15 protein-coding genes are annotated in these 16,020 nt (G+C 76.1%); 6 read left to right on the forward strand and 9 right to left on the reverse strand.

Annotated elements, in window-relative coordinates; all coding sequences use genetic code 11:
- Window positions 1-21 precede the first annotated feature (21 nt).
- The 4 genes from hpt to dacB form a co-directional block, all read right to left on the reverse strand.
- Window positions 22-576, reverse strand: a complete 555-nt coding sequence (gene hpt / locus ACFCY1_RS30320; RefSeq protein WP_049654051.1) for a hypoxanthine phosphoribosyltransferase — start codon at window positions 574-576, stop codon at window positions 22-24.
- Window positions 577-647: 71 nt separating this feature from the next.
- Entirely contained in the window at window positions 648-1,775 is a 1,128-nt protein-coding gene (tilS, locus tag ACFCY1_RS30325; protein ID WP_074006435.1) for a tRNA lysidine(34) synthetase TilS, read from the reverse strand.
- Between the two features lie 284 nt (window positions 1,776-2,059).
- The gene (locus tag ACFCY1_RS30330) at window positions 2,060-3,232 is read right to left on the reverse strand and encodes a zinc-dependent metalloprotease (RefSeq protein WP_049659916.1); all 1,173 of its coding nucleotides are present in this window, start codon (window positions 3,230-3,232) and stop codon (window positions 2,060-2,062) included.
- A gap of 177 nt (window positions 3,233-3,409) precedes the next feature.
- Entirely contained in the window at window positions 3,410-5,065 is a 1,656-nt protein-coding gene (gene dacB, locus ACFCY1_RS30335) for a D-alanyl-D-alanine carboxypeptidase/D-alanyl-D-alanine-endopeptidase (RefSeq protein WP_375876660.1), read from the reverse strand.
- Between the two features lie 76 nt (window positions 5,066-5,141).
- Between dacB and ACFCY1_RS30340 the strand changes: the two genes are divergently transcribed.
- Entirely contained in the window at window positions 5,142-5,633 is a 492-nt protein-coding gene (locus ACFCY1_RS30340; protein WP_030244505.1) for an inorganic diphosphatase, read from the forward strand.
- 214 nt (window positions 5,634-5,847) lie between these two features.
- Window positions 5,848-6,516, forward strand: coding sequence for a heme oxygenase (biliverdin-producing) (locus tag ACFCY1_RS30345; protein ID WP_375876661.1), 669 nt, complete (start codon window positions 5,848-5,850; stop codon window positions 6,514-6,516).
- 82 nt (window positions 6,517-6,598) lie between these two features.
- On the opposite strand, the gene ACFCY1_RS30350 is transcribed toward ACFCY1_RS30345, so the two are convergent.
- Together ACFCY1_RS30350 and ACFCY1_RS30355 are read right to left on the reverse strand one after the other, a co-directional pair.
- Window positions 6,599-8,245, reverse strand: a complete 1,647-nt coding sequence (locus ACFCY1_RS30350; RefSeq protein ID WP_375876662.1) for an HtaA domain-containing protein — start codon at window positions 8,243-8,245, stop codon at window positions 6,599-6,601.
- Between the two features lie 54 nt (window positions 8,246-8,299).
- Window positions 8,300-9,853, reverse strand: coding sequence for an HtaA domain-containing protein (locus ACFCY1_RS30355; protein ID WP_375876663.1), 1,554 nt, complete (start codon window positions 9,851-9,853; stop codon window positions 8,300-8,302).
- A 171-nt stretch (window positions 9,854-10,024) separates the two neighbouring features.
- Here ACFCY1_RS30355 and ACFCY1_RS30360 point away from each other — a divergent pair, with 171 nt between their 5' ends.
- From ACFCY1_RS30360 to ACFCY1_RS30370, 3 genes are read left to right on the forward strand one after another with little or no spacing between them, the layout of a single operon-like run.
- Window positions 10,025-11,050: a hemin ABC transporter substrate-binding protein gene (locus ACFCY1_RS30360; protein ID WP_375876664.1), complete on the forward strand. Its 1,026-nt coding sequence runs from the start codon at window positions 10,025-10,027 to the stop codon at window positions 11,048-11,050.
- Window positions 11,047-12,135, forward strand: a complete 1,089-nt coding sequence (locus ACFCY1_RS30365; RefSeq protein ID WP_117489025.1) for an iron ABC transporter permease — start codon at window positions 11,047-11,049, stop codon at window positions 12,133-12,135. Before ACFCY1_RS30360 ends, ACFCY1_RS30365 begins: the two co-directional genes overlap by 4 nt.
- A gap of 2 nt (window positions 12,136-12,137) precedes the next feature.
- A complete protein-coding gene (locus tag ACFCY1_RS30370) occupies window positions 12,138-12,947 on the forward strand; it encodes a heme ABC transporter ATP-binding protein (RefSeq protein WP_375876678.1) in 810 nt (269 codons plus the stop codon).
- Window positions 12,948-12,962: 15 nt separating this feature from the next.
- On the opposite strand, the gene ACFCY1_RS30375 is transcribed toward ACFCY1_RS30370, so the two are convergent.
- From ACFCY1_RS30375 to ACFCY1_RS30385, 3 genes are all read right to left on the reverse strand, one after another.
- Window positions 12,963-13,172 (reverse strand): dodecin, encoded by a 210-nt coding sequence (locus ACFCY1_RS30375; protein ID WP_049661518.1) that lies wholly within the window; start codon window positions 13,170-13,172, stop codon window positions 12,963-12,965.
- Window positions 13,173-13,271: 99 nt separating this feature from the next.
- Window positions 13,272-14,231, reverse strand: a complete 960-nt coding sequence (locus ACFCY1_RS30380; RefSeq protein WP_375876665.1) for an asparaginase — start codon at window positions 14,229-14,231, stop codon at window positions 13,272-13,274.
- A 75-nt stretch (window positions 14,232-14,306) separates the two neighbouring features.
- Window positions 14,307-14,927 (reverse strand): ABC transporter substrate-binding protein, encoded by a 621-nt coding sequence (locus ACFCY1_RS30385; RefSeq protein WP_375876666.1) that lies wholly within the window; start codon window positions 14,925-14,927, stop codon window positions 14,307-14,309.
- 626 nt (window positions 14,928-15,553) lie between these two features.
- Between ACFCY1_RS30385 and dtd the strand changes: the two genes are divergently transcribed.
- On the forward strand, window positions 15,554-15,994 hold the full coding sequence (dtd, locus tag ACFCY1_RS30390; RefSeq protein WP_049656260.1) for a D-aminoacyl-tRNA deacylase: 441 nt from the start codon (window positions 15,554-15,556) through the stop codon (window positions 15,992-15,994).
- The last annotated feature ends 26 nt before the right edge of the window (window positions 15,995-16,020 follow it).

Below are 16,020 nucleotides of genomic sequence, written 5' to 3' on the forward strand. Positions count from 1 at the left end.
CCCGTAACCCGAACGGGGCCGTCAGCCGCCGTAGACGTGCGGGGCGAGGGTCCCGATGAAGGGGAGGTTGCGCAGCTTCTCCGCGTAGTCCAGGCCGTAGCCGACCACGAACTCGTTGGGGATGTCGAAGCCGACGTACTTGACGTCGATCTCGACCTTGGCGGCGTCCGGCTTGCGGAGCAGCGCGCAGACCTCCAGCGAGGCCGGACCGCGCGAGCCCAGGTTGCCGAGCAGCCAGGACAGCGTCAGACCGGAGTCGATGATGTCCTCGACGATCAGGACGTCACGGCCGGCGATGTCGGTGTCCAGGTCCTTCAGGATCCGCACCACACCGGAGGACTTGGTGCCCATCCCGTACGAGGAGACGGCCATCCAGTCCATGGTGACCTGCGAGTGCAGGGTCCGGGCCAGGTCGGCCATGACCATCACAGCCCCCTTGAGGACGCCGACGATCAGCAGGTCCTTGCCTGCGTAGTCCCGGTCGATTCGCTCGGCCAGCTCCAGGAGCTTGGCGTCGATCTCGTCCTTGCTGATGAGCACCTTCGCGAGGTCAGCGCCCATGTCGTTCTGGTCCACCGGGGATACGTCCTCAAACGTTCGGGGTCTGTGTGGCCGGCGGTCGGCTCCCCCTGGGCATGCCTCGCCCGTCAGTCGCCCTGCCGCCGAAAGACCAGCGTGCCACACCTGCGGGTGGCCTCGACGCCCCCGGGTAGGTGCAGCGGGCCCTGTCCGCGCCATCCGGTGACCAGCAGGTCGATCGTCTCCAGGTGCCGGGCGAACAGGTCCCCGGCCGGACAGCCCGCCCGCAGCGCGGCCCGGCGCAGCACCCGGCGGCGCACCGCGGGCGGCAGTTCGGCCAGCTTCACGGCGTCCAGGGCGCCGTCGCCCGTACGGAGGTCGCGTTCGGCCAGTGCGGCCCACTGGTCGAGGGCGTCGGCGTCGTCGCGGAACAGCCGGGCGGTGCGGGCCAGCGCCTCGACCACCCCGCCGCCCAGGTGCTTCTCCAGGACCGGCAGCACCTCGTGGCGGACCCGGGAGCGGGTGTAGGCGGGATCACAGTTGTGCGGGTCGTCCCAGACCGGGATCGACTGGGCGGCGCAGGCCTGCCGGGTGGCCGCCCGGTCCAGCTCCAGCAGCGGGCGGCGGTAGCGGCCCTTCTGGGCGGGCATCCCGGCCAGCGAGCGGGAGCCGGAGCCGCGGGCCAGGCCCAGCAGCACGGTCTCGGCCTGGTCGTCCCGGGTGTGGCCGAGCAGCACCGCGATCGCGCCGTGGCGGTCGGCGGCCGCGTCCAGGGCGGCGTAGCGGGCGTCCCGGGCGGCGGCCTCCGGGCCCCCGGCGCGGCCGACCCGGACCGGGACCGCCTCCACCGGGTCGAGGCCGAGGCTGCGCAGCCGGTCGGCCACCTGGGCGGCGCGCTCGGCGGATCCCGCCTGGAGGCCGTGGTCGACGGTGACGGCGCCAACCCGCAGGCCGATCTTGGGGGCCTCGAAGGCGGCGGCGATGGCCAGCGCCATCGAGTCGGCGCCGCCGCTGACCGCGACCAGGACCAGCGGCGAGCCGGGCGCGGCCGGGGTGCGGGGCAGCCCGGAGGGGTGGCGCGCGGCGTTGCCGATCAGGGTGGTGCCGACCGCGGCACCCACCAGCGGCGCCCCGGCCGGGCGCTCCCGCGGTCGGCGCACGGGCGCGGTGAAGGTGGAACCGGCCTCGGCGGCGAGGTCGGTGAGCGTACGGCGAACGGCCAGGCGTATCGCGGCGACGGCGGGGTGAGGACCCACGGCGGACGACTCCTCGACGGAGGGGGGACAGGACGTGCGGCGGACGCGGCGGGGACCGCGCACCCGCATGAGCACCCGGTTACCGGGCGCTCACAGATGGTGGCAGATAGTGGCCACCCACTACGCCACCCGCGCCCCCGGCAGGTCGACCGTCCCACGTTCGGGTGAATGAAGAAACGCTTCTTCACTCGTCGTCGGCCTGATTGGACCACTCGTACGAGCGGGTTTGACCGGCGCGCGCCGCTTGCCGTCCGGCGTACGGCGCGCCCGCGTCACGACCGCGCTCAGCGGGCCACCCGGGCCACCCAGGCGGCCGGGTCGTGGATCTCGTCCTTGGTGGGCAGGGTGTTCGGGGAGGTCCACACCCGGTTGAACCCCTCCATGCCGACCTGCTCCACCACCCCGCGCACGAACACCGCGCCGTCCTGGTACTGGCGCAGCTTCGCGTCCATGCCGAGCAGCCGGCGCAGCAGCAGGTCGAGCCGGTTGGCGCCGCGGTCCCGGCGCTGCTGGAACTTCTCCCGGATCTCGGCGACCGTCGGCACCACGGCCGGCCCGACGCCGTCCATCACCACGTCCGCGTGGCCCTCCAGCAGCGACATCACGGCCGTCAGCCGGCCGAGGATCTCGCGCTGCGCGGGCGACTGGACGATCTCCAGCAGGTTCCCGGAGGAGGCGCCCTCCCGGCTGCCGCCACCCGGCAGGCCGCCGAGCGAACCCGCCGCGTCCCGCAGCCGCTCCAGCAGGGCGCCCGGGTCGACGTCCGTCTCGGCGAGGAAGGACTGCACCTCGGACTGGATGTGGTCGCGCAGCCACGGCACCGCGGTGAACTGCGTCCGGTGCGTCTCCTCGTGCAGGCACACCCAGAGCCGGAAGTCGGACGGGTCGACGTCCAGCTCCCGCTCGACGTGCACGATGTTCGGCGCCACCAGCAGCAGCCGGCCCGGCCCGGGGCCCTCCGGCCCCAGCCGCGGCTTGTCGAACAGCGCCGCCGGGCTGTCCGGCGCCTCCAGCGGGGGCTCGGCCGGGGCGAAGGTCTCGTACTGGCCCAGCACCTTGGTGGACAGGAACGCCAGCAGCGCCCCGACCTCGATCCCGGTCGCCTTCTCGCCCACCGCGCCGAACACCCCGGCCGCCGTGCTGTTCGCCCGACGCGCCTGGAGCTTCTCCACCAGCGGCTGGACGACCGTGCGGAAGCCCGCCACGTTGGCCCGGATCCACCCCGGACGGTCCACCACCAGCACCGGCGTCGCCGCGGCCTGGGACAGGCTGGACGAACGCATGCCGGTGAACGCCCGCACGTGCTCCTCCGCCTCCAGGGCGTGCCGGCGCAGCTCGGCGACCACCGCCGCCGCTTCCTCCCGGCTCACTTCCGGACCCGGCCGCACCAACCTGGTCGCGGTTGCGACCGCGAGGTTCCAGTCGACCATGTCAGCACCGCCACTCGCGCTCGTCATGCCCTCACCGTACGTGCTCCCCACCACCAACGGCAGCCACCCGCCGCGAACACCTCTCCCCAACGGGCCCCGGCCCCACCGGTCTCCGGCCGCGGCCGGTGGCGGGCGGCGGACCGGTGCGCGGCGGCGGGGTGCCTCCGGGCCGCCGGGCCGGGGCCGTTGAAGGGCGGCGGCGGGTCAGTGGCAGCCGCAGGTGGTGAGGCGGGCGGCGACGCGGTCCATCGCGGCGCGGGCGGTGTCGGCGGGGGCGGCGGTACGGGTCATGACGGCGAAGGCGAGCAGGCGGCCGTCGGCGTCGACGACGGTGCCCGCGAGGGTGTTGACGCCGCTGAGGGTGCCGGTCTTGGCGCGGATCAGCCCGGCCGCGTCGGCGGCGCCGGACCCGGAGCCGTACCGCTTGTTGAGGGTGCCGGTGAAGCCGGCGACCGGGAGACCGGTGAGCACCGGGCGCAGGGCGGGGTGCTGCTCGGAGGCGGCCAGCGCGAGGAGTCGGACCAGGACGGCGGGCGGTATCGCGTTGCCCGGGTGCAGGCCGCTGCCGTCGTTGAGGACCACGGTGCCCATCGGCACGCCGAGCCGGGTGAGCTCCTGGGTGACGGCGGCCGCGGCGCCCTCGAAGCTCGCGGGCTGGTGGGCGGCGATGGCGACCTGACGGGCGATCGCCTCGGCGAGCTGGTTGTCGGAGGTGGTCAGCAGGCGTTCGACCAGCCGGGCGACGGTCGGCGAGAAGACGTCGCCGAGGGGCGCCGTGCCGGTGGCGGTCGGGGCGGGCGCGGGCGCGGCGGCGGGGCCGGCCTTGCCCGTCACGGTGATGCCGCGAGCCCGGAGCAGCGCGGCGAAGGCCTCGGCGGCCGCGGCCGCCGGGTCGGCGACCCGGTCCGGCGCGTCCTCCCGGCTCTTCGGGTCCGCCTTGGCCTCGTCCACCATCAGCGGGACCACCAGGGCGATGTTCTGGGCGTCGTGGTTCCTGTGCTGCGGGCCGCCCGCGTACATCGACAGGTCGTAGTCCAGCTGGACCGTCGTGGTGCCGAGGCCCTTGAGGCTGTCGGCGGTCTGCTGGGCGAGGGAGTCCAGTGAGGCGGGGGCGGTGTCGGCGTCGGCCGGCTGACCACCGATCTGCACCTGGTCGGCGGGCAGCGCGGTGAGCGTCGGGTCGCCGCCGCCGACCAGGGTGATGGTGCCCGGGGCCGCGCCCTGGACCACCCGGGTGTGCAGCCGGGTGTCGCCCGGGATGAGGGACAGGGCCGCGACCGCGGTGGCCAGCTTGGTGGTGGAGGCAGGGGTGGCCGGGGTGTTCTCCCCGGAGCCGTACAGGAGTTGGCCGGTGCCGGCGTCCGCGACGGCGAAGGTGACCTCGCCGAGGCTCTTGTCGGCGAGCACGGCGGCGAGCGCCTGCCGGAGGCCCTGCGCGGTGGGGACGGCGGCGCCCGGGCCGCCCTCGACGGCGGCCAGGACGGCGCCCGGCGCGGGGGCCGGGCGCGCAGCGGACGCGTCGCCACCCCCGGTGGCGGGCACGGAGGCGCCGGGCACGGAGGCCGCGGGTGAGGGGGCGGCGGGCGGCGCGGCCCGACGGGCGGGCGCGGCGCCCGGGTCGTCGTTCGACCGGGGACCGGCGCCGCCCTTCCCGTGCTCGCCCTTCCTCCCGCCGTGGCCGTTCGGTCCGTCGTGGTCCTCGCCCTCGCCCGGCCCGGCGCTGTGCCCGCCCGGCGGCGGGGCCGGCTGCGCGACCGCACCACCCGAGGTCAGGACCGTACCGACGACCAGGAGCGCCGCTCCGAACAGCCCCGCGGCCGTCCCCCCGCGGCGGCCCGCCGCCCCTCCCCCTGTGCCCACCGACCGGCCCCTTTCCCGAGCACCCGCTCCCGTAGGAGACACTTGGATTCTGTCAGTCCCTACCTTGGAGGAACCGTTGGAGTTCGACGTCCTTATCGAAATCCCGAAGGGCTCTCGTAACAAGTACGAGGTCGACCACGAGACCGGCCGTCTGCGGCTCGACCGGATGCTCTTCACCTCGACCCGCTACCCGGCCGACTACGGCTACGTCGAGGGCACGCTCGGCGAGGACGGCGACCCGCTGGACGCCCTGGTCATCCTGGACGAGCCGACCTTCCCGGGCTGCCTCATCAAGTGCCGCGCCATCGGCATGTTCCAGATGACCGACGAGGCCGGCGGCGACGACAAGCTGCTCTGCGTCCCGGCGACGGACCCGCGCTGGGAGCACCTGCGCGACATCCACCACGTGTCGGAGTTCGACCGCCTGGAGATCCAGCACTTCTTCGAGGTCTACAAGGACCTGGAGCCGGGCAAGTCCGTCGAGGGCGCCAACTGGGTCGGCCGCGCCGAGGCCGAGGCCGAGGTCACCGCTTCGATCAAGCGTCTGGCGGAGCAGGGCGGCCACTGAGCCGTCGTTCCGATCCCACTCGGCCGGGGACGGTCGGAGGCAGGTCGGGGCAGCCCGGGGCCGGGGTTCGCGGATTCGTCCGCGGACCCCGGCCTCTGTCGTGTCCGGGGACGGGACGTCTTGCCGACAGCCTGTCGGCAAGACGTGAGGTTAGGTTAGGCTAACCACACATTCAGCCGATTCCCACCGGCCGATCCCGGACCCTGGAGGCCGCATGCCCACGCCCGCGCCCGCCCCGTTCTCCACCGTGCTCCGCACCGCCAGCAGCGAGGAGCACGAGGCCGCCGAACAGTCCTCGTTCATGAGCCGGCTGCTGGGCGGCGGTCTCGGGATCGAGGCGTACGCCGACCTCACCGGCCAGCTCTGGTACGTCTACCGGGCCCTGGAAGAGCGGGCCGAGCAGCTCGCGGAGCACCCGCTGGCGGGCCCCTTCATCGACCGGGCGCTGCTGCGCACCGCCGCCATCGAGCGCGACCTGGCGCACCTGCGCGGGCCCGACTGGCGGGACGGCCTGGCCCCGCTGCCGGCCACCGCCGCGTACGTCGCCCGGCTGGAGGAGCTGGCCGCCGAGTGGCCGGCCGGGTACCTCGCGCACCACTACACCCGCTACCTGGGCGACCTGTCGGGCGGTCAGATCATCCGGGGCATAGCGGAGAAGACCTGGGGCTTCGAGCGCAAGGGCGACGGCGTGCGGTTCTACGTCTTCGAGGAGGTCGACAACCCGGCCGCCTTCAAGCGCGAGTACCGGGCGAAGCTGGACGCGGCCGGGGAGGCGATGGACGAGGTCGAGCGGCGCCGGGTGGTCGAGGAGTGCAAGCGGGCCTTCGTGCTCAACGGGGCGGTCTTCCGCGACCTGGACACGCGCTACCCGCTGAGTGCGTAAACGTTCCTCCTTACCCCGGTCACGGGAAACGGCCCCGGCGAGCGCTTGCTCACCGGGGCCGTTTCGGCACTCCGTCCGGGCGTCAGGCCTGGACCGCGCCACGGCGGTTGCGCACCAGGACGGTGGCGCTGCCGCCGACCAGCAGCAGACCGGCCGCGGTGGCCAGCAGCGGGACCACCGGGGTGTCCGCACCGGTGGCGGCCAGCGAGCCGCCGCCCGTACCGCTCAGGCCGCCGGTGGTCAGCGAGGCCCCGCCGGAGGTACCGCTGCCGGTGCCCTGGCCGCCGCCGGCCGCGGAACCACCGCCGGCGCTGCCGTTGCCGTTGCCGGAGGAGCCGGCCGGCGGCAGCTTGGCGTCCTTGTCGAAGGCGAGGGTGGCGCTGACCGGGTCCAGGGCCGTACCGGCCGGGTAGTTGGAGAAGGCCGGCACCCCCTCGGCGGTGAGCGTGGCCGGCACACCGGAGAGCGTCACCACGCCGCCGACCGGCTTCAGGGCGGAGGCCGGGACGTCCAGCCGGGCGATCCTGACACCGCTCAGCGAGGTCGAACCGCCGTCCTGGGACTTGCCGTTGACGTCGGCGGTCAGGAAGGCGCCGTCCCGGTCGATGGTCAGGCCCAGCTTGGAGAGCGTGGTGTCCAGCGCCCAACCGTCCTTGCCGGGGTGGCCGAGGAAGCGGACCGAGCCGTTGAAGGCGGCGCTCAGGGAGTGGTCGGTGGTGTTGTAGGCGCCGGTGGCACCGCCGAAGCGGTAGTCGGCCGCGCCGCCGCCGAACTCGACCTTCCCGGCGGCCATCGGGGACTCCAGGTACGTGCGGAAGCTCTCCTTGACCTTCCAGTCCAGCGTCCCGTTCACCACCGGCAGGGTGGCCGGGGCCGTGCCGGGGCCCCCGCTCGCGGACGGGGAGGCGGTGGCGCCGGGCGCCTGGGTGGCCGACGGCGAGGAGCCGGCCGAGGGGGTGCCGGACGACGGGGTCGCGGTCGGCGTGCCGGTGGCCGTGGCGGTGGGGCTCGCGCTCGGGCTGCCGGTGGGGCCGCCGGTCGGGCCCGTGCTCGGCGAGGAGGTGGCGGTCGGCGTGGCGGTGGCCGTCGCGGTCGGCGGCACGGTCGGCGGGGTCGTGGCCGGGCTCTGCTTCAGCAGCAGCGACAGCGGGTCCATGTCCGCCCCCGCAGGGTAGAAGCCGGCGAAGGCCCGGGCGCCCTGCTCGGTCAGCTTGGCCGCGGCGGGCGTCCCGTTGGTGGTGTCCCGCGCGACGGTGAACGTCACCAGCGGCACGTCGTCCCGGCGGGTGACGTCGGCGGCGCCCACCGACTCCTTGGAGGCGGTGTCGGCGGTCAGCGTGCCGGTGGTGCCGGAGGTGGTGATCCGCAGGTCGCTGAGCGCGACGTCCAGCGCGCCGTGGTGGGCGGTGAAGTGCACGCCGCCGGTGAAGGAGGAGCTGAGCGCGTGCGTGGTGAGGTCGTACGCCGCGTTCGCCAGGCCGAAGTGGAAGGTGCCGTCGGCGTTGCGGGTCGCGCCGCCGGTCAGCTCGATCGCGCCGCCCTGGGAGGCCGGGCCCTCGATGTAGCTGCGGAAGCTGGCCTTCACACCCCAGTCCAGCGCTCCGGTGTCGTACGTGACGCTGCTCGGGCCGCCCGCGCCGAAGGCCAGTGCGGGGGCGCCGAGGGCGGTCAGGCCGAGGCCGGCGGTGGCGGCCGCGAGGGCGGCCAGCCGGGTGCGGTTGCGGGACATGCTGGGTACTCCGTTCGGATGGGGGGAGGGAGCGGGGGGACGCTCCCGGAGGGGTCAGGCCGCGTCGTCGGCGTCGGGCCCGGTGGCGGGGGCCCCGGCCGCGGCGGCCGCCCGGCGGCGGCGGACGAGCAGGCCGCCGGTGGTGGCGAGGGCCGCCACCAGCACCGCGCCGCCGATCACGGCCGGCACCGGGACGCCGTCCGGGGAGGACGCGGCGACGGGCGCGGCGGCCGGGGAGGCGGGCGGGCTCGCGACGGCGCCCGGCGGGGTGGCCGGGGCGCTGCCGAGGTCGGGCAGCGGGGGCAGCGCGGCGGCCGGGTCGAGGGCGACGGCGAAGCTCAGCGGGTCCATCGCGGTGCCCGCCGGGTACAGGCCGCCGAAGGCCTCGGCGCCGCCCTCGGCGAGCGTGAGCGGCAGTTCGACGGCCGTCAGCAGGCCGCCCTCGGCCTTGAGGCCGGCCGGGTCGAAGGTCGCCAGCTCGACGCCGGGGAGCTGCCGGGTGCCACCGTCCGGGGTCCGGCCGGAGACGTCGGCGAGCAGTCGGCCCTGGCCGCCGGAGACGCTGACGCCCGGGTTGGCGAGGGTGAGGTCCAGGCCGTAGCCGTCGCCGGCGCGCATGCCGGTGAAGCGGACGGTGCCGGTGAAGGCGGCGGTCAGCTCGCCGGTCGCCGGGTCGTACGCGCCCTTGGCCGGGGTCCAGCGGAAGAACGCGCCGCCGTCGGCCGCGCCGCCGCCGAGCTCCCAACGGCCTTGGGCGATCGCGCCGGTGACGTAGTCGCGGAAGGTGCGGCGCACGCCCCAGTCGAGGGCGCCGTTGGCGAACCCGGTACGGGCCGGGGCCTGGGCGGCCGGCTCGGTGGCCGGCGGGGCGGCCGGCTCGGCCGGCGACGGGGCGGTCGCCGGCGGCATGGTCGCGGGCGCGGTCGTGGCGGCCGCGCCGGACGTCGGGGCGGGTGCCGCCAGCGTCGGCTGCGCGGCGGGCAGGTTGACCGAGAGGCTGAGCGGGTCGAGGGCCGTGCCGGCCTGGTAGAAGCCGCCGAAGGCCTTCGCCCCGGCGTCGGTGAGGGTCGCCGGGACACCGCTCAGCGTCAGGGTGCCGGCCGCGCCCCGCAGGTCGACGCCGGCCAGCGAGAGGTCGGCCAGCTTGGCCTGGCTCGCGCTGCTGACCTGCCCGGTCTCCTTGGACTTGCTGCTGACGTCGGCGTACAGCCCGGCCGCGCCGCCCTGGACGGCCTTGAAGGTGAGCCGGCCGATGCTCAGGTCGAGCGCGTTGGAGCCGCCCTCCTGGTGCCCGGTGAACCGCACGCCGCCGGAGAAGGCGGCGGTCAGCGCGCCGGCCGCCGGATCGTACGTGCCGTTCGCCGAGTGGAACCGGAAGGTGCTGCCGCCGACCGTGGCCGCGCCGCCGGTCAGCCCCCAACTCCCCTTGGCGATGGGCCCGGTGACGTAGGTCAGGAAGGACTGCTTGATGCCCCAGTCCAGCCGTCCGCCGGAGACCCTGCCCTCGGCGGCGGCCGCCGGCCCCGGCGACAGGCCCACGGCCAGCAGGGCGGCGAGGGAGGCCACCAGGGCGGCGGCCAGACGGCGGAGCCGGCTGGACAGGGGCACGGCGAATCACTCCTCAGGGGGCATGGGGGATGCCGCAAAGGGGGCCCGGCGGGCACCACCCCCTTGCGGAACTCAGGTAAGGCTAACCTAATATATGAGTCAAGAGCCCCGCCGCCCCCTCCCCCGGCGGCGGGGCGCCACAGGCACCAACTCCCGGTGAAGGGAACCAGGTTGAGCAGCGTTACGATCCGATCCGGGGCGGCCCGCGGGCCCGCCCTCCTGCTGCTCGCCCTCGGCCTGCTGCTCGCCCTCACCGCCTGCGGCGCCGCGAGCGGGACCGCCGGGGCAGCGGGGGCGGCCGTCTCCCGCACCCCCGACGCCGTCGAACCGCTGCCCGGCGAGCCCGTCCCCCGGCTCCCGGCCACCACCGCCTCCGCCGACGGCCGCCAGGTCACCGTCACCAGCGCCGAACGGGTCATCCCGCTCAACGGCAGCCTCGCCGAGCTGGTGTTCAGCCTCGGCCTCGGCCCCAAGGTGGTCGCCCGGGACGTCTCCACCACCTTCGAACAGGCCGCCGCCCTGCCGGTGATCACCCAGGCCCACGACGTCTCCGCCGAGGGCGTGCTCTCACTGCACCCCACCGTCGTCCTCGCCGACCGCTCCACCGGCCCGGCCGAGGCGATCGCGCAGATCCGGGCGGCCGGCGTCCCGCTGATCGTCCTGGACGACGCCAAGCGGCTGGCCGACGTCGGACCGCGCATCGACACCGTCGCCGCCGCACTCGGCGTCCCGGACGCCGGACGGCAGCTCAAGGAGCGCACCGAGCAGCGGATCGACCAGGCCATGGCCGCCGTCCCGGCCGACGGCCGGCACCCCCGGGTCGCCTTCCTCTACCTGCGCGGCAGCGCCTCCGTCTACCTGCTCGGCGGCCCCGGCTCCGGCGCCGGCTCGCTGATCGAGGCGGTCGGCGGCGAGGACGCCGGCACCGCGGCCGGCCTCACCAACGACTTCGTCCCGCTCACCAGCGAGGCCCTGGTCAAGGCCGCACCCGACGCGATCCTGGTGATGAGCAAGGGGCTCGACTCGGTCGGCGGAACGGACGGCCTGCTCAAGCTGCCCGGCGTCGCCCAGACCCCGGCCGGGCTCGACCGCCGGATCGTCTCGATCGAGGACGGCCAGCTGCTCAGCTACGGCCCGCGCACCCCGCAGGTCCTGCGCGGGATCACCGACCAGCTCTACCCGGCGGACGCCAAGTGACCACCGCCGTACGGGAGGAGACCTCCCGCGAGGCCCCCGGGGAGAGCGCCGCACCGACCGCCGGCCGGACCGCCCTGCTCACCGCCGGACTCGCCGCCGCCCTGCTCCTCTGCGCCCTCCTCGCGGCCGGCGTCGGCGCCTACCGCATCCCGCTCGGCGACATCCTCGCCTCCACCGCCCACCGCCTCGGCCTCGGCGGCCACGCCCTGGACCGGGTGCCCGAGTCCGTGCTGTGGAACGTCCGGCTGCCCCGGGTGGTGCTCGCCCTGCTGGTCGGCGGCTCGCTCGGCTGCGCCGGGGCACTGATGCAGGGCGTGTTCGGCAACCCGCTCGCCGAGCCCGCCGTGATCGGGGTCTCCTCCGGCAGCGCGGTCGGCACGGTGGCCTGCATCGTGCTCGGCCTGAACACCCTGGGCGGTTGGACGGCCCCCGTCTTCGCCTTCGCCGGCGGCCTGCTGACGGTCGTCGCGGTGTACGCGATGTCCCGCTCCGGCGGGCGCACCGAGGTGGTCACGCTGATCCTCACCGGCGTCGCCGTGAACGCCTTCTGCGGCGCGCTGATCGGCATCCTGCTGTTCATCGCCGACCCCGCCGCGATCAGCCAGGTCACCTTCTGGCAGCTCGGCTCGCTCTCCCAGGCCACCTGGGGCAAGGTGCTCGCCGTCCTGCCGTTCGCGCTGGCCGGCCTGGCCGTCGCCCCGCTGTACGCCCGCAGGCTGGACCTGCTGGCGCTCGGCGAGCGCCCGGCCCGCCACCTCGGGGTGGACGTCGAGCGGATGCGGCTGGCGCTGATCACCGTCGTCGCCCTGCTCACCGCGGCGGCCGTGGCGGTCAGCGGCATCGTCGGCTTCGTCGGCCTGGTCGTCCCGCACCTGCTGCGGATGCTCGCCGGGCCCGGCCACCGCTTCCTGCTGCCCGCCTCGGCACTCGGCGGCGCGCTGGTGCTGGTGGCCGCCGACCTCGCCTCCCGCACCGTCGCCGAGCCCGCCGAGATCCCGCTCGGGGTGGTCACCGCACTGATCGGCAGCCCGTTCTTCTTCTGGCTGCTGCGCCGGACCAGGACCAGGCAGGGAGGCTGGGCGTGAGACTGCGACGCCACCGGGAGATCCCCGAACGACCGGAGCCCGGAAGCGAGTTGCTCGCCGCCGAGGGCGTCCGGCTGAGCCTCGGCGGGCGCCCTCTGCTGGACGGCGCCGCCGTCCGGGTCGCGGCCGGCGAACTGGTCGCGCTGCTCGGGCCGAACGGCGCCGGCAAGTCCACCCTGCTGTCCGTACTGGCCGGCGACGTCCGGCCGGACGGCGGGTCGGTCGCCCTGCGCGGCCGCCCGCCGGCCGACTACGGCGCCGCCGAACTCGCCCTGCACCGCGCCCTGTTGCCGCAGTCCGCCGCACTGTCCTTCCCGTTCCCGGCCGGCGAGGTGGTCCGGATGGGCCGCGCGCCGTGGGCGGGCACGGCGGCGGCCGCCGAGGACGCGGCGGCCGTGGCCGAGGCGATGGCGGCCACCGAGTCCACCGCCTTCGCCGGGCGCCCGTTCACCGCCCTGTCCGGCGGCGAGCGGGCCCGGGTGGCGCTGGCCCGGGTGCTGGCCCAGCGCACCCCGCTGCTCCTGCTGGACGAGCCGACCGCCGCCCTCGACCTGCGCCACCAGGAGCTGGTGCTGCGGGTCGCCCGGGCCCGGGCCGCGGCCGGGGACGGGGTGGTCGTGGTGCTGCACGACCTGTCCCTGGCGGCGGCCTACGCGGACCGGGTGGTCCTGCTGACGGGCGGGGCGACGGTCGCGGACGGGCCGGTCGCCGAGGTGCTGCGGGCGCCGCTGCTCAGCGAGGTGTACGGGCACCCCGTCGAGGTGCTGGCGCACCCGCGCACCGGGGTGCCGCTGGTGCTGCCGGAGCGCTGAGCGCTTCGCCGGCGCTCAGTCCTCCAGCCGGAAGCCGACCTTGATGCACACCTGGTAGTGCTTGATCCGGCCGTCCTCCAGGTGGCCCCGGACCTGCGAGACCTCGAACCAGTCGAGGTTGCGCAGCGTCCGGGAGGCCCGCTCCACCCCGTTGCGGATCGCGGCGTCGACGCTCTCGGCCGAGGACCCGACGATCTCGGTCACCCGGTACACATGGTCGGTCATGGCGGACTCCCTCAGCTGTACGGACGCCCCCGGTCCACCGTGCACCGACCCGGGTCCGCCCGCACCCCGACGGGTGGCCTCCGACGCCGCGGGCTGGTCCTAGAACGCCGCCCGCACCTCGCCGACCGGCACGCCGCCGCCGAGCAGCGGGGCCGCGCCGATCCGCTCGACGGTCCCGTCCGCCCCGGTCACCCCGAGCCGGCGCAGCGCGGCCGCCAGCACCGGGCCGCGGGCCCGCTCGGCGCCGTCCTCGATCTTGAAGGCCAGCGCCCGGCCGTCCGGCAGCGCGACCACCTGGACGGCCTCGGCGCCCATCTTGGACAGCGCGCCCGGCACCGCCCGCATCAGCCAGGTGTCGGCCCGGCGGGTGCCGGCCACGTACTCGGGGTGGGCGCGCATCGCGTCGGCGACGCGGCGCGGCTCGCTGCCCTCGGCGGCCAGCAGCAGGCCGCGGTAGCCGCGGGCCAGGCCGGTCAGCGACACGGCCAGCAGCGGCGCGCCGCAGCCGTCCACCCCGGCGTGGGCGGCGGTCTCGCCGGTGGCCTCCTCCAGGGCCTCGCGGGCCAGCCGCTGGATCGGGTGGGCCGGGTCGAGGTAGCTCTCGGTGTCCCAGCCGTTGGCCGTGCAGGCGGCCAGCCAGCCGGCGTGCTTGCCGGAGCAGTCCATCAGGATCGGGGCGCGCCCGCCGCCGGCGGCGAGCAGCAGCTCCGCCTCGGTCTCGTCCAGCGGCAGGTCGGCCGGGGTGCGCAGGGCCGACTCGTCGAGCCCGGCGGAGCCGAGGATGCTCCGCACGCCATCGAGGTGAAACGATTCCGCGGAGTGGCTGGAGGCCGCCAGCGCCAGCAGCTCACCCTCGATCGCCAGCCCGGCCCGCAGCGTGGCCACCGCCTGGAACGGCTTGGCGGTCGACCGCGGGAAGACCGGGGCGTCCGGGTCGCCGAGCGCGAACTCGACCGAGCCGTCGGCCGCGAGCAGCACCAGGGAGCCGCGGTGGCGGCCCTCGACGAAGCCGGAGCGTATGACCTCGGCGAGAACGGGCGCGGGGGCGGGCAGGGACATGGCGGTGTGAGCCTTCCGGGGCGAGGGTGGGCCGGGAGCGAGCCGGGCCTCACCCGCCCGCGGCGACCCACCCGGTCAGAGCGGCCCCCGTGCGAGCAGGTCGTCGACCCGTGCTTCCCCATCACGGTACCTGCGGGTGATCTCGGCGTTGCAACCGTCGGCCGTGCGCAGCAGCCGCTGGCGCCGTCCGGACACCTCCCGCTCGTACGCCCGCAGCCGCTCCAGGGCGGCCAGCAGCTCCTCGGCCGGGTGCGCCGCCAGGTCGGCGAGCTGGACGTCGCCCATCAGCGCGTCCGCCTCCAGCCGGGACTCCCGGGTGCGCGGCGGCCCGAGGGTGACGTGCCGGGCCGAGCGCCGCACGGTGGAGGGCGCGTCGGTCAGGATGGCCGGCAGCCGGTCCAGCAGGTCGCCGGGGGCCGGGGCGGGGCCGGACGGGTCGGCCGTACGGACCGGGCCCGTGCCGGGCCGCCGGTCGAGTTCGGCGCGCAGGATGTCCATCCGCCCGTGCAGCAGCCGCCGCAGGTAGGACAGGTCGGCCTCCTGCTCCAGGGTCTCCCGGCGCAGCACCCGCAGCTGCTCCAGGCCCAGCCCCTCCAGGTCGGGCTCGTCCTCCGTGCCCGCCGCCGGACCGTCCGGGCCCCCGGGGGCCCGCACCACCGACCCGGACCGGTCCCGCGCCACGCTGCTCGCGTCCATCACCCAACCACCTGACGTCGTCCGATCCCGCCCGCTCGCGGCACCCCGTCGCTGCCGCCGGTCCGACCCGTCCCCCGACGGGCCGCGCGTCCCGTCCACCGGCCCGCCGGGAACCCCCGGAGGCTCCGGTCCCCGGCCGTGACGCCCACCGGGGCGGCACCGCCAGACGCCTGACCTACCGGCTCGACCGCCCGGCCGAACCCGGGTCCGGCGCGGCGGACCTCCTGGCGCCCCGGACCCCTCGTACGGTCCACCAGCGTGCCACCCCACCCGGCGCACGCGCACCGCCCGTGCACCCGAACGGCCCCCTGGCGAACGGGGGTGGCTGATATGACCAGCCCTTTCCCCAGGAAGAGTGGCGCCCGATTCCGCGCAGGCGCGCACCCCAGGGCGTGCACGGCCTTCACGCGCGCCCCTGGTGTGCGCCCTGGGGAGGCCGCGAGGGCGGAGGGACGGGGCCGACCGGAGGGGCGGCCGGGCGGAACGGCCGGGAAGGGCGCGGCGCTGAGCCGGGGGCACGGCGGATGCGCGGGCGCGGAGGGGAGGCGGACGCGCCGGGCGCGGGCCGCGCGGAAAGCACCCGGGGGTCCTCCGGGGGCCGTACGGCGCTCCGGCACAATGGCGGCATGCGAGCAGTGGTGCAGCGAGTGACCGAGGCCCGGGTGACCGTGGCCGGTGAGACCGTCGGCGCGATCGAGGGGCCCGGGCTCTGCGTCCTGGTCGGCGCCACCCACGACGACACCCCCGCCAAGGCCGCCCAACTGGCCCGCAAACTCTGGACGCTGCGGCTGCTGCCCGCGAACGACGAGGGCGTCGAGCAGAGCTGCTCGGACCTCGGCGCCCCGCTGCTGGTGATCAGCCAGTTCACGCTCTACGGCGACGCCCGCAAGGGCCGCCGCCCCACCTGGAACGCCGCCGCCCCCGGCCCGGTCGCCGAGCCGCTGGTGGACGAGGTGGTGGCGCAGCTGCGCGCGCTGGGCGCCAAGGTGGAGACGGGCCGGTTCGGCGCCGACATGCGGGTGGCGCTGGTGAACGACGGCCCGTTCACCGTCCTCGTCGAGGTCTGACCCCGCCGGGGCCCCACCGGGCCCGG

It is taken from the genome of Kitasatospora sp. NPDC056273 (genome assembly GCF_042268845.1).
Classification (GTDB): Bacteria; Actinomycetota; Actinomycetes; order Streptomycetales; family Streptomycetaceae; genus Kitasatospora.